This is a genomic window from Bradyrhizobium sp. Kon56 (assembly GCF_055807635.1).
Map to the genome: position 1 here is coordinate 69,087 of NZ_JBVVOU010000017.1, position 16,564 is coordinate 85,650.

The following is a 16,564-nucleotide window of genomic DNA, read 5'->3' on the forward strand; positions in this document are numbered from 1 at the left end:
CGCATGGCCAGGAAATAAGCAGGGAAGCTGGTCCGTAAGAGCACGGCCGACGAACATGTGATTGGAGCCGCTCACGGGAACGTGTAGCAATCGGCTCGACCTTGTGCCGTACGGCCTCAAGCCTTTTTGCGAGCCCTGATTGATGACCATCGACCTTACCCGCCGGACCCTGCTTCAACTCGCCGGCGCCAGCTCGCTCGCAATGGCGGCTGCGGGCGCGGCGCGCGCCGAGGGCACACCGCAGGGCCGCGGTCCGACCTATGCCAGCCGCACGCCGATGCGCGTCGGCATGGTGACGCTCCGGGTGAAGAATCTCGACAAGGTTGCGAACTACTACCGCGACGTGATCGGGCTCACCGTGATGGAACGCTCGGCGAGCGCCGCCAAGCTCGGCACGGCCGGCATCGCGCTGCTGGTGCTGGAGGCCCGTCCTGATGCCGAGATCGAGCCGCGCAACGCCGCCGGCCTCTATCACACCGCCTTCCTGATGCCGACCCGCAAGGACTTGGCCCGCTGGCTGGTAGCAGCCGCTTCGCATCGCGTGCCGCTGTCGGGCTTTGCCGATCATCTCGTCAGCGAATCCGTCTATCTCGACGATCCCGAAGGCAACGGCATCGAGGTCTATGCCGACCGCGATCCCTCGCAATGGCAGTGGAGCGAAGGCAGCGTGAAGATGGCGGCCGACGAGCTCGACATTCCCGACCTGCTGTCGCTGACCAATACGCGCGTGCCTGATTATGCCAAGGCACCGGACGGAATGCGCATCGGCCACATGCATCTGCGCGTCGGCGACCTCGCGCAGGCGCAGAATTTCTACCACGGCACGATCGGACTCGACCCGACCCGCAGCCGCAACGGCGCCGCGTTCCTGTCGTCGGGACGCTACCATCATCATCTCGGCATGAACGTATGGCAGAGCGAGGGCGCCGGCCAACGCGACGATCAGACAACGGGGCTCGCCTGGTTCTCGCTGGTGACAGCTAAGCAGGATCTGCTCGCCGCACAGGAAGAGCGCCTGCGCAAGGGCGGCGCGAAAGTCACGGCGCTAGCGGACGGCGTTGAGGCGATCGATCCCTGGGGCACGCGGGTGCGGCTGATCAGGATTTGATCGCCGGCACGAGCGTTGGTAAGACCGTCAGGCGCTAGCCAGTTTCCGGGATTCACACCTGACATGTCCGATTTTCGCGGCGTCTTCCCTTATCTCGTCTCTCCCGTCGCTGCCGATGGCGCGGTGCGGACGAACGTCCTCGCAAAGCTCTGCGACGATCTGATCGGCGCGGGCGTCCACGGTCTGACCCCGCTCGGCTCGACCGGCGAGTTCGCCTATCTCAACGCCGCCCAACGCACCGCGGTCGTGCAAACCACGATCGAGGCGGCAAGGGGACGTGTGCCTGTTGTCGCGGGCGTCGCCTCCACCTCGACGGCAGATGCGGTGGCGCAGGCGAAGGCGTATCAGAAGCTCGGCGCCGACGGCATTCTGGCGATCCTGGAAGCGTATTTCCCGCTCGCCGACGCCCAGATCGAATCCTATTTCCGCGCCATCGCGGATGCCGTGGACATCCCCGTCGTCATCTATACCAATCCGCAATTCCAGCGCTCCGATCTCACCCTCGAAATCATCGCGCGCCTCGCCGAACATCCGCGCATCGGCTACATCAAGGACGCCTCGACCAACACCGGCCGGCTGCTCTCGATCATGAACCGCTGCGGCGATGCCTTGCGGGTGTTCTCCGCCTCCGCCCATATCCCGGCCGCGGTGATGCTGATCGGCGGCCTCGGCTGGATGGCGGGCCCCGCCTGCATCATTCCGCGCCAGAGCGTCGCGCTCTACGACCTCTGCAAGGCCGGCCGCTGGGACGAGGCGATGGCGCTCCAGCGCAGGCTGTGGCGCATCAACGAAGCTTTTGCCCGCTTCAACCTGGCGGCCTGCATCAAGGCCGGCTTGGCCATCCAGGGGTACGACGTCGGCGATCCTGTCCCGCCGCAGGCCGCTCTCACCGCCGATGCGCGCAAGGTCGTAGAAGCGGCATTGCGGGAGCTGGCGTAGCGGTTTGTCACGCGGCAATGGGCCCCGGCACGGGCAGCGGAACCGTCCTTAGCTGCCCGATTCGAGAAACTTCCATTCATTTTCGACGTTGCTGCGTGAGCTGGCTCTGTCACCTCCCGGCATGTGCATTCGAGAGATCGTCTTCAGCATACGACACGGTGATCACTGATGAATCGTCGCTACGCAATCATTGCGGCGGCTTTTGCCGCCCTGCTGCTCGTGGTAACTGCCGTGAAGGTCCAGCATGCGCCATGGACAACCCCCTCCGCGCGCGCCGTCGAGCAACGTGGTCCGCTGTCCGAGGCCGAAAGGGCCACCATCGACATCTTCGAACGAGTGTCGCCCTCGGTTGTCCAGGTTGCGGTGAGATCGGCCGCTACTCCTGTCATGGGAGAGGAGGGGCAGGGCGGCGCTTCCGGCACGGGATTTGTCTGGGACCGCGACGGGCATCTCGTCACGAACAACCATGTCGTGGCCAATGGCGGCGAGATCGCGGTGCGCTTTGCGTCGGGAGAGGTGGCTCGGGTTGATCTGATCGGCACCGCCCCCAATTACGATCTTGCGGTCCTGCGGATCCGCAGCGTGCGCGAGCTTCCACCGCAGGTGGCTCTCGGCAGCTCGACCGACCTGAAAGTCGGGCAATCCGCGTTTGCGATCGGCAATCCTTTCGGGCTGGATCAGTCGATGACGAGCGGCATCATCAGTGCCCTCAAGCGGAGGCTTCCGACCCATGGCGGCCGGGAGATCGCCAATGTCATCCAGACGGATGCCGCAATCAACCCGGGCAATTCAGGCGGGCCGCTGCTGGACTCCGCCGGCCGGCTGATCGGCGTCACGACTGCGATCATATCGCCGTCCGGCTCGAATGCAGGCATCGGTTTCGCGGTGCCGGTGGACGTCGTGAACCGGATTGTCCCCGAGCTTATTCGCAATGGCCGCGTGCCGACGCCCGGCATCGGCATCGTCGCCGCCAGCGAGGATGTGTCGACGCGGCTTGGCGTCCAAGGGGTGATCGTGGTCCGGACAGCCCCCGGCAGCCCTGCGGAACAGGCGGGGATTCGCGGTGTCAACTTGTCGACTGGAACGGTCGGAGACATCATCACCGCGGTGGAAGGCAAGCCGGTGCGGCGGCTCTCCGACCTGACTGATGCGCTCGAGCAGGCCGGTGCCGGTAAGACCGTTCGCCTCACGGTCAAGCGGGACTCCGACACCCGTGACATCAATGTGGGCATCATCGACATCGAGCGCTCCTGACCCGGCAATCTGCAGCCAAAGCGGGCGTGGCACGCAATGCAGATGCGCCGCGGCTCGGTTGTATCGACTGCAAAATCGGCTAAAACCGCCGCGGTCGTTTTCTAGGTTTCAAGGACATGGTGGAATGAACATTCTTCCCGGCAATTTGCGTTTCGGAGCGGGGCAGCCCGTCAAGCGTTTGGAAGACCAGCGACTGCTCACCGGGAAGGGGCAGTTCATCGACGACAAGCCGGAAGACGGCGCGCTGTGGCTGTACCTGCTGCGCTCGCCGCATGCCCACGCGAAGATCGTCTCGATCGACACCAGCGCCGCCACGGCGATGCCCGGCGTGACCGCGGTCTATACCGGCGCCGACCTCGTCAAGGACGACATCGGCGTCATCCCGACCTTGAGCATCTTCAAGCGCCCGGACGGCAAGCCGATGACGGTGCCGCCACGCCGCCTGCTGGCGCACGAAGTCGTGCGCTATGCCGGCGAGGCCGTGGCCGCCGTGGTGGCCTCCTCGCGTGCCGACGCGCAGGGCGCGGCCGAAGCGATCGTGGTCGAATATGACGTGCAGCCGGCGGTGGTCGATCCGGTCGAGGCGGTCAGGCCGGGCGCGCCCGTGGTGTGGCCGGAGGCCCCCGACAACATCGTCGGCGCGATGGCTTACGGCGATGCCGCCAAGGTGGACGAGGCTTTTGCCAGGGCGGCGCATACCGTCGAGCTCGATCTCGTCAGCCAGCGCCTGGTGCCGTCGGCGATGGAGCCGCGCTCGACCATTGCCGAGATCGACAAGACGTCCGGCCGCCTCCTGCTGCATGTGCAGTCGCAGACGCCTGCCTCGACCCGCGACGTGCTGGCCGAGGCCGTGCTGAAGCGTCCGAAGGACAGCGTTCGCGTGCTGGTCGGCGATATCGGCGGCGGCTTTGGCCAGAAGACCAACCTCTATCCCGAGGACGGCATCGTCGCCTATGCCGCAACCAAGCTGAACAGGAAGATCCGCTGGCGCGGCGACCGCACCGACGAATTCGTCGGTGGCACCCACGGCCGCGATCTTACCTCGACAGCTTCCTTCGCGCTCGACGAGAAGGGCAAGGTGCTGGCCTACCGCGTCAGCTCGATCGGCTGCACCGGCGCATATTCCTCAGGCGCGGCCAACATCATCCCGCTGGTGCTGGGGCCGTTCGTGCAGACCGGCGTCTACGATTTGCCGCTGGTACATTTCGAGGTGAAGTCGGTGATGACCCACACCGCGCCGGTCGGCGCTTATCGCGGTGCGGGCCGCCCGGAGGCCGTGTTCATCGTCGAGCGCCTGTTCGACGCGGCCGCGCGAAAAATCGGCATGGACCCGCGCGCGATCCGGAAAGCCAACTACATCAAGCCGGCGCAACTGCCCTACACCAACGCTGCAGGGCAGGTTTACGATTCCGGCGCCTTCGCGCACATGCTCGATCGTGCCGTGAAGCTTGCGGATTGGGACGGCTTTGCCGCGCGCAAGAAGGCGGCGAAGAAGAAGGGCCTGCTCTACGGCCGCGGGCTCACCTCCTATATCGAATGGACCGGCGGCCGCGCCCACACCGAGAAGGTCAGCCTGCATGCGACCGCGCAGGGCCGCGTCGTCCTGCATTCCGGCACCATGGCGATGGGGCAGGGGTTGCAGACCACCTACACCCAGATGATCTCCGACACGCTCGGCATCCCCATGGACAAGATCGACGTGGTCCAGGGCGACACCGATCTGGCGACGGGCTTCGGCAGCGTCGGCTCGCGTTCGCTGTTCGTCGGCGGCACGGCGGTCGCGGTCTCATCCAACGATCTGATCCAGAAGGCGCGCGAGAAGGCGGCGAACGTGCTGGAGACCTCGATCGAGGACATTGAATATCAGGGCGGCATGCTCACCGTGGTCGGCACCGACCGCCGCATCAGCCTGTTCGACATTGCCGAGAAAGAAGGCGGCGCAAAGCTCAGCGTCGATTCCGAAGGCGAGGTGGACGGTCCGAGCTGGCCGAACGGCACCCATATCTGCGAGGTCGAAATCGATCCCGAGACCGGCGTCTCCAAGGTCGTGCGCTACACCACGGTCGACGACGTCGGTGTCGCGGTGAACCCGATGCTGGTGACGGGACAGATCCATGGCGGTGTGGCGCAGGGTATCGGCCAGGCGCTGTATGAGGGCGTGTCCTATGATGCCGACGGACAGCTGCTCACCGCGAGCTACCAGGACTACTGCATCCCGCGCGCCGACGACGTTCCGCCGATCGTGGTGACGCTCGACGATTCCGCGCCCTGTCGCACCAATCCGCTCGGCGCCAAGGGCTGCGGCGAATCCGGCGCCATCGGTGGCCCCCCTTGCGTCACCAACGGCGTGATGGATGCGCTCGCCGAGCTCGGCATCACCCAGCTCAACACGCCCCTGACGCCGCAGAAGATCTGGCAGGCGATCCGGGATGCGAAGGTGGGCGGTTAGCGGCCATTGTCGTGCTGGCTGTCGCCACAAATCCAACTCGTCGTCCCGGCCTTCGCCGGGACGACAGTGAGACCGGGACGACAGTGAGAATGTAGCGCCAGTGCCCCTCAGATCCCCAACATCATCTTCGCAATAATATCGCGCTGGATCTCCGAGGTGCCGCCGAAGATCGTATAGGCGCGGCCGTTGAGATATTCCGGCATCACCGTCAGCATCTCCTCCGGCATCGCCGGCTCGTGGTTGAGCTTGTAGAGCGGGCGCATCGGCTCGACCGCGAGGGCGTCATGGCCGATCACGTCGGCGCCGAGCCGGGTCACGGCCTGGCGGATCTCGCTGTTGCGCAGCTTCAGGATCGACGACACCGCACCGGGATTCTGTCCGGTCTGCAGCGCCGACAGCACGCGCAGCTCGGTCATCTCCAGCGCGTCGATGTCGACCTCGACTTCGGAGATGCGCGTCGCGATGTCGGGACTGTCGATCGCGCGGCCCGTCAGATCGGACTCGGCAAGCTCCGCGATCGCCTTCAGCCCCTCGCGCAGCTTCGCCGAGGCGATGCCGGAGCCGCGCTCGAACTCGAGCAGATACTTGCCGTAGGTCCAGCCCTTGCCTTCCTCGCCGACGCGGTTCGCCACGGGAACGCGCACGTCGTCGAAGAATACCTGGTTAACCTCGTGGTCGCCGCCGATGGTGAGGATAGGACGCGTCGTGATGCCCGGTGTCTTCATGTCGATCAGGATGAAGCTGATGCCGTCCTGCTGCCGTGGCCCGTCGCTGGTGCGCACCAGCGCGAACATGCGGTTGGCGTGGTGGGCATGCGTGGTCCAGATCTTGGTGCCGTTGATGACGTAGTCGTCGCCATCGCGCACCGCGCGCGTCTTCAGCGAGGAGAGATCGGAGCCGGAGCCCGGCTCGGAATAGCCTTGGCACCAATAATCCTCACCGGACAGAATGCGCGGCAGGTAGAAGTTCTTCTGCTCGGGCGAGCCGAAGCCGATGATGACGGGCCCGACCATCTTCACGCCCATCACATTGACATTGGGCACGCCGGCCCGCGCGCTTTCAGTCTCGAAGATCCAGCGCTGCGCCGGGGTCCAATCCGGCCCGCCATGCTCGACCGGCCAGCCCGGCGCGCCCCAGCCTTGCTTGTGCAGCGTGCGCTGCCAGGCCATGCCGATATCGGGATCGGAGAACACCGACGGCGTCAGCGCCGTCGCGCGCTTCATCTCCTCGGTGAGGTTTCTGGCAATGAAGCCGCGCACCTCGTCCTGGAAGGCGCGCTCCTCGGCATTGAACGACAGGTCCATGATGCGCTCCTTGTATCAGGCCGGCACGCTGGCGCGGCCAAGCCGGGCGTGGCGGCCATAATGGTGGGCGCTGCCGCCGAACAGCGTGTCGAACGCGACCAGCCGCTTGAAATAGGCGCCGACCTCGAGCTCCTCGGTGACGCCCATGCCGCCGTGAAGCTGGATCGACTGCTCGCCGACGAAGCGCGCAGATCTGCCGATCTTCGCCTTCGCGCCCGACGCGGCCCGCGCGCGCTCGACCGGATCGGCGTCGAGCTTCAGCGCGGCGCGCAGCGCCATCGAGCGCGCTTCGTCGACCTGCACCGCCATGTCGGCAAGGCGGTGGCGGATCACCTGGTTGGCGGCGAGCGGCCGGCCGAATTGCTTCCGGATTTTTGTGTACTCCAGCGTAGTATCCAGCAGTACCTGCATGATGCCGACGGCCTCGGCGCCAAGCGCAGCCATGGCGCGATCAACAGCCCATTCGATTGCCGGCAGCGCGTCATGCCCGTTGCCGAGCAAGGCATCCTCCGGCAGTTGCACGTCCGACAGCTCGATGTTGCAGGCCCGCCCGCCGCCGAGGCGCTCGTAGTCGGAGATCGCAACACTCGGAGTTGTCGCCGGCACCAGGAACAGGCCGATGCGGCCGGAGGAGCCCTGATGATCATGGATATGCGCGGAGACGATGATCTCGTCGGCGGCGTGGCCATCGAGCACGGCAATCTTGCTGCCGGCAAGGCGCCAACCTTGGCCCGTCTTGGTCGCGGTCGTCGCGACCCTAGCAAGATCGAACCGCGCCGGGCGCTCGGAATGCGCGAGCGCGAGCTTCAACGATCCGTCCGCGATCTTCGGCAGGATGGCCTGCTTCTGCGCCATGCTGCCGCATCGCTCGATCAACGCGGCGCCAAGCACGACCGACGCGATATACGGCTCCGACACAAGCCCGCGGCCGAAGGCTTCCATCAAAATGCCGATCTCGACCGCGCTGCCGCCGAGCCCGCCACACTCCTCCGCGATCGGCAGCGCCAGCCAGCCCAGTTCTGCGAATTGTTTCCACACCGCCGGACTGAAGCCGAGCGGATCGTTCGCCATCTTGCGGCGGTGATCGGCATCGTAGCTTTCGGCCACGAAGCGCTCCGCGCTTTCGCGCAGCAGGCGTTGCTCGTCGCTGAGATTGAGATCCATCCTGTCTACTCCGCGGCGGCCGGCGGCTTGCGGATGGAGGGGTGTAGGCCCGATGGATCGACGATCATGCCGAATTCCTGAAGATTATGCGCGTGACAGAGCTGATGCAGCGCAAAGGCCTGGTCGATTGCAGCCGGTTGGCCCATCACGTCAACCGAACGATTCACGGCTTCCTTGGTCAGCTTCAGCGCAAAGGACGGTTTTGACGCGATTTTGCGCGCCAGCGCCAGCACGGCGGATGACAGCTCTGCGCGCGGCACGACCCGGTTGACCATCCCGAGTTGATGCGCCTCCTGCGCGCTCCAGCTATCGGCGGTGAACAGAAATTCCTTGGCCTTGCGCGGGCCGAGCTCCCAGGGATGCACGAACCATTCGACGCCGCAGACACCCATGGTGACCACGGGATCGCAGAACTGCGCGTCGTCGCTGGCGACGATGAGATCGCAGGCCCAGGCCAGCATCAGGCCGCCCGCGATGCATTTGCCGTGCACCTCTGCAATGGTCGGCTTGGCGAGGTTGCGCCAGCGCCGCGTGATCTGGAGATAGATTTCCTGCTCGCGCGCGAAGCGGCCATGAGCATTTGATTCAGCGAAGCCGCCCCAATTTCCGATTGGCGGAAAATCCACGCCCGCTTCATTCTTGCTGCCGGGTCGCAGGTCATGGCCTGAGGAGAAGTGCGGACCATTGCCGGCGAGAATGATCACCTTGACCGCGTCGTCCTGCACCGCCTCGTCGAAGGCGGCGTTGAGATCGTAGGTCATTTGCAGGTTCTGCGCGTTGCGCGCGTCGGGCCGGTTCATCACGACCCGGGCAATCGCCGGCTCCGGCCTCTCCACGAGGATGGTCTCGAACGAGCTCATCGCGTTCCCCTGGCGTTCCCGACCTGGCATTATTGTTCCCTCAAGTTGACTATTACAGCCAGGATTAAGCAAGAGGCTTGCGTACATCGGCTGCTTTTCACAGGCCACGGCCGGGACGCAAGATGTCTGGCATCTCGCGCGCGCAATCTGGTAGCTTGCGCCCGATTCCACCGGGAGAAATTTGATGCGCAAGATCCTGACCGTGCTGGCGGCGCTGGCCTCGTTGAGCCTCACCAATTGCGGCTATAACGCGATCCAGAGCGAGGACGAGCAGATCAAGGCCAATTGGTCCGAGGTCGTGAACCAGTATCAGCGTCGCGCCGATCTCGTGCCCAACCTCGTCAACTCGGTGAAGGGTTTTGCGCAGCAGGAGAAGGACGTGCTGCTCGGCGTCACCAATGCCCGCGCCAAGGTCGGCAGCATCCAGGCGACGCCCGAGGTGCTGAACGATCCCGCCGCATTCCAGAAATTCCAGGCCGCCCAGGGCGAACTCTCCGGCGCGCTGTCGCGGCTGCTCGTGGTCACCGAGAACTACCCCCAGCTCAAGTCGGATGCGCTGTTCAAGGATTTGATGTCGCAGCTCGAAGGCACCGAGAACCGCATCACGGTGGCGCGCAACCGCTACATCAAGGCGGTGCAGGACTATAACGTCACCATCCGTTCGTTCCCGAGCAACGTCACGGCGATGATGTTCGGCTACAAGGAAAAGCCGAACTTCACGGTCGCGAACGAGAAGGAAATCTCGACCGCGCCGAAGGTCGATTTCAATCCGGCGCCCGCGCCGTCGAAGTAAGTGCCTTCGACCCCGATGCATGCCCCACCCACCACCGTCATTCCCCGCGAAAGCGGGGAATCCAGTACGCCGCGGCTTCACGGTTCAATCACTGCTGCCTCTGGAATACTGGATCGCCCGCCTTCGCGGGCGATGACAACGATGTTGTGGCGTGCCGTTTTGGGCTTCTCAGCATTCGTCCTCGTCTTCGCGCTCCTGTTCACCTTTGCGCTCCCCGCCTCAGCCGATGTCGCCGTGCCGCAACTGACCGGCCGCGTGGTCGATCAGACCGGCACGCTCTCCAGCGGCGACATCGCCGCGCTGTCGCAAAAGCTGCAGGACTTCGAGATGCGCAAGGGCAGCCAGATCGCCGTCCTGATCGTGCCGACGACGGACCCGGAGACCATCGAGCAATTCGCGATCCGCGTCGCGGAGGCCTGGAAGATCGGACGCAAGAAGGTCGACGACGGCGCCATCCTCGTTGTGGCCAAGAACGACCGGCATTTGCGCATCGAGGTCGGTTACGGCCTCGAGGGCGCGCTCACCGACGTCACGTCGCGGCGCATCATCGATGAAGCCATCAGGCCGAAATTCAGGAGCGGCGATTTCGCCGGCGGCATCACGGCGGGCGTCGACCGCATGATCCGCGTCATCGACGGCGAGCCGCTGCCGACGCCCTCGCGCAGCGTGAATTTCGGCGATTGGAACGACGTCGAGCCGCTTTTCTACTTCCTGCTGTTCGGCCCGCTGGTCATCGGAGGCATCCTGCGCTCCATGTTCGGGCGGCTGTTCGGTTCGGGAATAACGGGAGCGATCGTTGGTGTCCTCGCCTGGTTCGTGATCGGCTCAGCGGTCATCGGACTGGGCGTCGGTGTGCTCGGCGCTGTCCTGACGTTTATCGCCGATCTGTTTGGGGCGGGATCGGGCACGGGGTCCTCGCGTCGTGGCTCGTGGTCGAGCGGCTCGTCATCCGGCGGCTGGAGCAGCGGGTCGTCGTCGAGCGGCGGCTTCAGCGGTGGTGGCGGCAGTTTTGGCGGCGGCGGCGCCTCGGGGAGCTGGTAGGTCATGAGCATCAGGCGCATCACCCGGCATCTGCTCCAGCACCATTGGCGTGCCAAGCAGGTGTTCCCGAAGGGCGTGCTCGGCCGCATCGAGCAGGCGATCAAGCGCGGCGAAGCCAGCCATTCCGGCCAGCTCCGCTTCGTGGTGGAAGGCGCGCTCGACGGCGGCCCGCTGTTTCGCAACCAGCCGGCGCGCGAGCGCGCGCTTGACGTGTTCTCGCAACTGCGCATCTGGGACACCGCGCACAACAATGGTGTCCTGATCTATCTCCTGCTCGCCGACCGCGATGTCGAGATCATCGCCGACCGCGGTATCGATGCGAAGGTTGGTGGCGAGCGTTGGGAGAGCATCTGCCGCGCCATGGAAGTCGAGTTCAGGTCGGGGCAGTTCGAGCGCGGCGTGATCGGCGGCATCGAGGCGGTGTCCCGGGAGCTGACAAAGCACTTTCCGTCAAGCGGCCCGCACCCCAACGAGCTGCCGGATGCACCGGTGCTGATGTGACGGACAGTGATGTGGACAGAGCGGGCGTCATCCACGCCCGTCGTTGACCACGTGGGGGCGGCAGACCCTGTCCGTTGCGCGGCCGTTCATCTTCGCCCGGTTACAAATTGCTTCATACCCGCCACACCGGTTCCACGTTCCCGGCCCAATTCGGCCCCGGATGACTCCCTAAAATTTCGGTAAGCGGGTCCCGAAGTAAGGATTTCGCAAGCAATGAAAGTTACCAAAAGGTCAATCCAGAGTGGAGTATTTGAGCTGTGAGCGAACCAATGGCTGAGCAGGCTGCCCAAACGACCGGTGAGCAGACGAGCGTCGTCGAAGCCGCCGCGACCGCGCCGCAGGCCGTCGAGTCTGCGGGAATCGAGGCCCCTTCGATTGCCCCTGACCACGAGGCGCCGCCCAAGCCTGATCCGATCGAGATTGAGCCGCCGCGGATCGAGGTGCCGAAGTTCGAGGCCCAGGTTGAGCCCAAAGCCGAGACCAAGTCCGAGCCAAAGCCCGGCAAGCTCATCGTCATGGCACCCGCAGAGCGGTCCTGGGACCGTGAGGAGTTTGCGCCGCATGTGAAGGCGGACGAGCCGCGCGAGAGCGGCGGCGCGCGCCGCCTGTCGGCGATGGCCGCGGTAGTGGCGATTGCAGCCAGTGTCGGCGCCATCAGCGGCGCGCTCGCGACCGCAGGGATGATGCACTTCGCAAGCTCCGCGCCGGCACAGGTTGCCGACACCAGCGCGCTGGAATCCTCGGTCGCCCGGATTGATGCCGATGTCGTCGCGCTCAAAGCCAACGTCGAGCATACCTCCAAGACCGGCCTCGGCCAGTTCAACCGGACCAACGACCGCCTCGACAAGCTCGAGAAGGCGCAGGCCGAGCCAATGGCCAAGATCGCAAAGCTGTCCGAGACGGTCGACAAGCTCCGCGCCACCCCGCCCGCGGCGCCCGTCCAGGCCGCAGCCGCCGTGCCCGCCAAGGAGACCACTGGTTCGATCGCACCGACCCAGGTTGCAACCGCCGCAGCTGCGCCGGCTCCCGTCGCACCCAAGACCGAGGTCGGCCGGTTGCCGACGGTCGAAGGCTGGGTGCTGCGCGACGTCTCCAACGGCGGCGCACTGGTCGAGGGCCGCGGTGGCCTCTACGAGGTGTATGCCGGTGACCCCATCCCAGGGGTTGGCCGTGTCGATGCGATCCGCCGTCAGGACGGCCGCTGGGTCGTCGTCACCAGCAAGGGGCTGATCGTCGCGCGCTGAGCGGCCCATATCCGATTTCCGAAAAGGCGCTTCACCACGATGTGAAGCGCCTTTTTGCTTGAATAGCCGTCCCTGCGCGGTGTTACCTGAGGCATGAGCCGCGCCTTGCGAATTCTCGTTGCCGCCGCCGTATTTTTCGGCGGCATCGTGTCGTTGTTGGCCGCGGAGAACGCGCAACTGGCACGCGGCACGGCGATCACCGATCCCGATCTCCTGCGCGAGCTCGACCAGCACGATGCGCTCACGATCTCGCGCCTGTTGTGGCCGGAGCGGAACGCGAACTTTCCGCTGACGACCGATCTGATGTTTTCGTGGTTGTCGCAGCTCAAGGAGATTCCTCCCGCGATCGAGGCGGAGATCGATCGCTACGTCGCCCAGCAGAAGGCGGCATATCCGACCGAGACCATCGGCGTCGGCGAGGGCTTCGACGTACAATTGTTCGATCGCGCCAATCTGAAATCCCGCGACACCCGTTTCGTGCTGGCCGGCATCGTCAACCGCATGGACCGGGCCTATGTCTCGGAAGACTCCTGCGGCGAGATCAGGCTGATCTATCGTCTTGTGCGTTTCGAGACCAAACCGGATGGCGGCAGGACAGCCACGCGGCTGCCGATGACGCTCAATCTGGTGATGAAGGCGCGCGACGTGCGCCAGATGGACGGGAACGGCAAGCCGATCACCTGCGCCGAGGTCGCGCGACGCTGGCTCGGCAATGGCGACTGGCAGGGGCTGATCGGCAGCGACTTCTTCCCTTACGATGCGATGCTCGATCGCATCGAGACCAACATTCAGATCTCAGTTGCGGCGAAATCGGCGCTGCACGATTTCCGCTCCGACTATCTGCTCAAGGTGTTCAAGTACGACGCCGCCTCGAAGACGTTTGAGGAATCGACGCTGGAGAACCAGATCGACCGCGACCGCATTCTCGCTGACAATGATCTCCGGCGCGACTTCAGGGATTGGCTGCTCGCGCCCGATCATCTTCGCGACTTCGATCGCGGTACGGTGCTGATCCCCGAGAAATTCCTGGCCAAGGCTGCAATCGTGCCGACGCCAGCCGGCCTCGATGCTTCTCCGTTGCAGCCGGAGTTCGGGATGGTGCAAGGGGAGGGCAACGGAGAGGGACAGGGCGAGCCGGTCTTCTCCGACAACGACGTTGTTGGTGCGTTGAAGCAAGCTGCCGCGCGCGGGGACATGCAGAACGTCCGCTCGGTCGCGGGCTTCCAGCGCCGCCTCAATGACGTCACCTGCGCCGGCTGCCACCAGACCCGCGGCATCGGCGGCTTTCACTTCCCGGGCGTTGATTGGCTTGCGGACAAGCCGTCCAACTCGACCACCGTGCCGGCCTCGCCGCATTTTCTTGGCGACCAGGTCCGCCGCCGTGACATCCTGACCGCGATGGCCGCAGGCAAACGTCCTGATTTCTCACGTGGATTTGCCAGCCGGCCGCAGACCCGCGGCAGCACTGAGCTGGCGGGGACCGAATATCAGGACGGCTGGGGCGCGCATTGTTCCCTGGAAAATGCGGGATCGCGATCGACCGACAGGAGTTTTACGTCATGGAGCTGTGCTAAAGGATTGACCTGTCAAGCTGCCGCGGCTTCGCGCCGCATCGGCATGTGCTTCATCAAGACGCGTTAGGCTGTCTCGAACCGGTTTGGATGACCCATGACGGACTCCAGCGAAGCCAACAAGGAGCGCAATCGCGAGATCGCGCAGAATGAAGAGGCCAAGCAGGTTACCGGCAGCATCCGCGTCAGCACCTGGGCGGTCGCGGTCGTCGTCATCATCGGCGGAATCCTGTTCACGCTCGGCTGGCTGGCGCTGAAGTAGTCGGCGCCCTCACTTCGCGTAATTCGTCATCCGCTTGCCGGGCAGCAGCTCGTAGGCCGGCCTCCAGCCGGGCAGCGCGGCCATGCGGCCAAGCCAGGCGTGAATGGCGGGATAGCTTTCCGCGAAATCAAAGCCGTGCTCGTCGCTCGGATAGTGCAGATAGGCCATCATCGAGATATCGGCGACGGTCGGCCTGGTTCCGATCGCGAATTGATTGTGCTGGAGATGACCGTCGAGAATGCCGAGAAAATCCTCGAGGCGCCGGCGAAAATGTTTCAGCACCTGCGGATCGTTGTTTTGTGTGAAGGCGCGCATGAAGCGGTAGGTCGCCATGTAGCCGGTGAGCTTGTGGTTGTCCCAGAACAGCCAGCGCAGCAGCTCGAACTTTTCCTCCTCGGTCTCGGCACCGAAACGCCCGAACTGCTCGGCAAGCTTGAGCAGGAGCGGCGCGGTCTGCGTCATCTTCACACCGTCGATTTCGAGCACGGGAATCTCGCCCATCTCGTTCACGCTCTTGCGCCATTCCGGCGTGCGCGTGACGCCGCCGACAAAGTCGGTCCAGACCGGCTCGAATCTCTCGCCGCAAAGTGTCAGCATCAGCGCCAGCTTGTAGCTGTTGCCGGATTCGGGGAAGTAGTGCAGGCGGTAGCTGGGCATGGGACCTCGCGATGACTGTGATTGTTGAAACGATCTACGTCGTCGTCCCGGCGAAGGCCGGGACCCATAACCACCGAATGTGGTTTGGCGAGGACTCGGAGTTGTCGGCTTTGCGCGACAACTCTCACTCTGGGATATGGGTCCCAGCCTTCGCAGGGACGACAGCGTGGGATGTAGCACCGCCGCCTCTCTTACCCCACAGCCCCCTGCGACCGCAGCTGCTTGATCGCGGCGTCGTCGTATCCCGCGCCACGCAAAATTTCGTCACTGTGCTCGCCGACGCCGGGCGGCTTGCGCGGCTGCACTTTCTTGGCGCCGTCGATCCAGATCGGGCTGGAGATGGTGAGCATGGTGTCGTTCTCGAACGGCACTAGCACATCGTTATCGAGCATCTGCTTGTCGTTCGGGATGTCGTCCAAAATGCCGACAATGCCAAACACCAGTCCGTTGCCGTCGAGGATCTTGCGCCATTCGGCGAGATCCCTGGTCGCGAAGGTCTCGTCAAAGATCTTGATCAGCTCGACGGAGCGCGCGTGGCGGTCGGGTTTGGTGGCAAAGCGCGGGTCGGTGATGAGATCTTCGCGGCCGAGACACCTGGCCAGCGTTGGAAACTGTTTCTCCTCGCTCAGCAGCGACAGGATCAGCCAGCGGCCGTCCTTGCACTGGTAGTGGTTGGCGACCGCGTTCAATGCGCGTTCGCGCGGCCGCCGCTCGGCGAATTTTGCGCCGCAGAGCTTTGCCTGCGCCAGCACGCTCGCAGCCCACACGCCGTTCGCCATCAGATTGGAGGCGACGTGCGAGCCCTTGCCGGTCTTCTCGCGCTGGTACAGCGCGGTGACGATCGCGCCGTAGAATGCCATGGCGCAGGGATGGTCGCCCATGCCGGCGACCGAGCGGGCTGGCGTCGTGTCGGTGTCGGCGCGGACGAGGTCCATCAGGCCGGAGCGCGCCCAATAGGCGTTGCTGTCGAAGCCGGGCTTGTTGGCCTCTTCGCCTTTCTCGCCATAACCGGTGAACGAGGCGTAGATCAGGCGATCATTGAGATGGGCGAGATGGTCATAGGTGATGCCGAGCTTGGTGCGCACCGGCGGCGGCATGTTGGTGATGAAGACGTCGGCCTCTTCGACCAGCTTGTAGAGCACGGCCTGCGCCTCGGGCTTTGCGAGGTCGAGCGCGATGCTCTTCTTGTTGCGGGCCTCCAGCAGCCAGGCGAAATTGTGCTCGCTGGTCGGATAGCCCGGAATGTTGGGCAGATTGCGGTAGGGATCGCCGGCGCCGGGCGGCTCGATCTTGACGACATCGGCGCCGAAATCCGACAGCACGGTCGCGGCCGCTGGTGCTGCGATGAAACTCGCGCAATCCAGCACCTTGAGCCCTGCAAAAATGCCCTTTTCCATTGCGGCGTTGCTCCCTCACT

General features: G+C 64.7%; 15 protein-coding genes. 10 read left to right on the top strand and 5 right to left on the bottom strand.

Going from position 1 to position 16,564, the window contains the following annotated elements:
* Positions 1-142 precede the first annotated feature (142 nt).
* From AC0L3B_RS24820 to AC0L3B_RS24835, 4 genes are all read left to right on the top strand, one after another.
* Positions 143-1,108, top strand: a complete 966-nt coding sequence (locus AC0L3B_RS24820; RefSeq protein ID WP_456653408.1) for a VOC family protein — start codon at positions 143-145, stop codon at positions 1,106-1,108.
* 63 nt (positions 1,109-1,171) lie between these two features.
* The gene (locus tag AC0L3B_RS24825) at positions 1,172-2,047 is read left to right on the top strand and encodes a dihydrodipicolinate synthase family protein (RefSeq protein WP_018453659.1); all 876 of its coding nucleotides are present in this window, start codon (positions 1,172-1,174) and stop codon (positions 2,045-2,047) included.
* Positions 2,048-2,215: 168 nt separating this feature from the next.
* Positions 2,216-3,301, top strand: coding sequence for a S1C family serine protease (locus tag AC0L3B_RS24830; protein WP_018453660.1), 1,086 nt, complete (start codon positions 2,216-2,218; stop codon positions 3,299-3,301).
* Between the two features lie 124 nt (positions 3,302-3,425).
* Entirely contained in the window at positions 3,426-5,750 is a 2,325-nt protein-coding gene (locus AC0L3B_RS24835) for a xanthine dehydrogenase family protein molybdopterin-binding subunit (RefSeq protein WP_085349579.1), read from the top strand.
* A gap of 107 nt (positions 5,751-5,857) precedes the next feature.
* Here AC0L3B_RS24835 and AC0L3B_RS24840 read toward each other — a convergent pair whose 3' ends face one another.
* The 3 genes from AC0L3B_RS24840 to AC0L3B_RS24850 are packed head-to-tail and all read right to left on the bottom strand — an operon-like array spanning position 5,858 to position 9,078.
* Positions 5,858-7,054 (bottom strand): acyl-CoA dehydrogenase family protein, encoded by a 1,197-nt coding sequence (locus AC0L3B_RS24840; protein ID WP_247489370.1) that lies wholly within the window; start codon positions 7,052-7,054, stop codon positions 5,858-5,860.
* A 15-nt stretch (positions 7,055-7,069) separates the two neighbouring features.
* On the bottom strand, positions 7,070-8,218 hold the full coding sequence (locus tag AC0L3B_RS24845; protein WP_473381159.1) for an acyl-CoA dehydrogenase family protein: 1,149 nt from the start codon (positions 8,216-8,218) through the stop codon (positions 7,070-7,072).
* A gap of 5 nt (positions 8,219-8,223) precedes the next feature.
* Complete coding sequence (locus AC0L3B_RS24850; RefSeq protein WP_473381160.1) at positions 8,224-9,078, bottom strand: enoyl-CoA hydratase; 855 nt, start codon at positions 9,076-9,078, stop codon at positions 8,224-8,226.
* Between the two features lie 184 nt (positions 9,079-9,262).
* Between AC0L3B_RS24850 and AC0L3B_RS24855 the strand changes: the two genes are divergently transcribed.
* The 6 genes from AC0L3B_RS24855 to AC0L3B_RS24880 all read left to right on the top strand — a co-directional run bounded on the left by AC0L3B_RS24855 (position 9,263) and on the right by AC0L3B_RS24880 (position 14,490).
* Complete coding sequence (locus AC0L3B_RS24855; protein ID WP_018453665.1) at positions 9,263-9,871, top strand: LemA family protein; 609 nt, start codon at positions 9,263-9,265, stop codon at positions 9,869-9,871.
* Between the two features lie 132 nt (positions 9,872-10,003).
* The gene (locus AC0L3B_RS24860; RefSeq protein ID WP_473381161.1) at positions 10,004-10,912 is read left to right on the top strand and encodes a TPM domain-containing protein; all 909 of its coding nucleotides are present in this window, start codon (positions 10,004-10,006) and stop codon (positions 10,910-10,912) included.
* Positions 10,913-10,915: 3 nt separating this feature from the next.
* A complete protein-coding gene (locus AC0L3B_RS24865; RefSeq protein ID WP_018453667.1) occupies positions 10,916-11,413 on the top strand; it encodes a TPM domain-containing protein in 498 nt (165 codons plus the stop codon).
* A 269-nt stretch (positions 11,414-11,682) separates the two neighbouring features.
* Positions 11,683-12,657 (top strand): hypothetical protein, encoded by a 975-nt coding sequence (locus AC0L3B_RS24870; RefSeq protein WP_018453668.1) that lies wholly within the window; start codon positions 11,683-11,685, stop codon positions 12,655-12,657.
* 93 nt (positions 12,658-12,750) lie between these two features.
* Positions 12,751-14,298: a hypothetical protein gene (locus AC0L3B_RS24875; RefSeq protein ID WP_473381162.1), complete on the top strand. Its 1,548-nt coding sequence runs from the start codon at positions 12,751-12,753 to the stop codon at positions 14,296-14,298.
* A gap of 27 nt (positions 14,299-14,325) precedes the next feature.
* Positions 14,326-14,490: a hypothetical protein gene (locus tag AC0L3B_RS24880; protein WP_007596528.1), complete on the top strand. Its 165-nt coding sequence runs from the start codon at positions 14,326-14,328 to the stop codon at positions 14,488-14,490.
* Between the two features lie 9 nt (positions 14,491-14,499).
* On the opposite strand, the gene AC0L3B_RS24885 is transcribed toward AC0L3B_RS24880, so the two are convergent.
* A complete protein-coding gene (locus AC0L3B_RS24885; protein WP_085349571.1) occupies positions 14,500-15,147 on the bottom strand; it encodes a glutathione S-transferase family protein in 648 nt (215 codons plus the stop codon).
* Between the two features lie 191 nt (positions 15,148-15,338).
* The gene (locus AC0L3B_RS24890; protein ID WP_473381163.1) at positions 15,339-16,544 is read right to left on the bottom strand and encodes a CaiB/BaiF CoA transferase family protein; all 1,206 of its coding nucleotides are present in this window, start codon (positions 16,542-16,544) and stop codon (positions 15,339-15,341) included.
* Between the last annotated feature and the right edge of the window lie 20 nt (positions 16,545-16,564).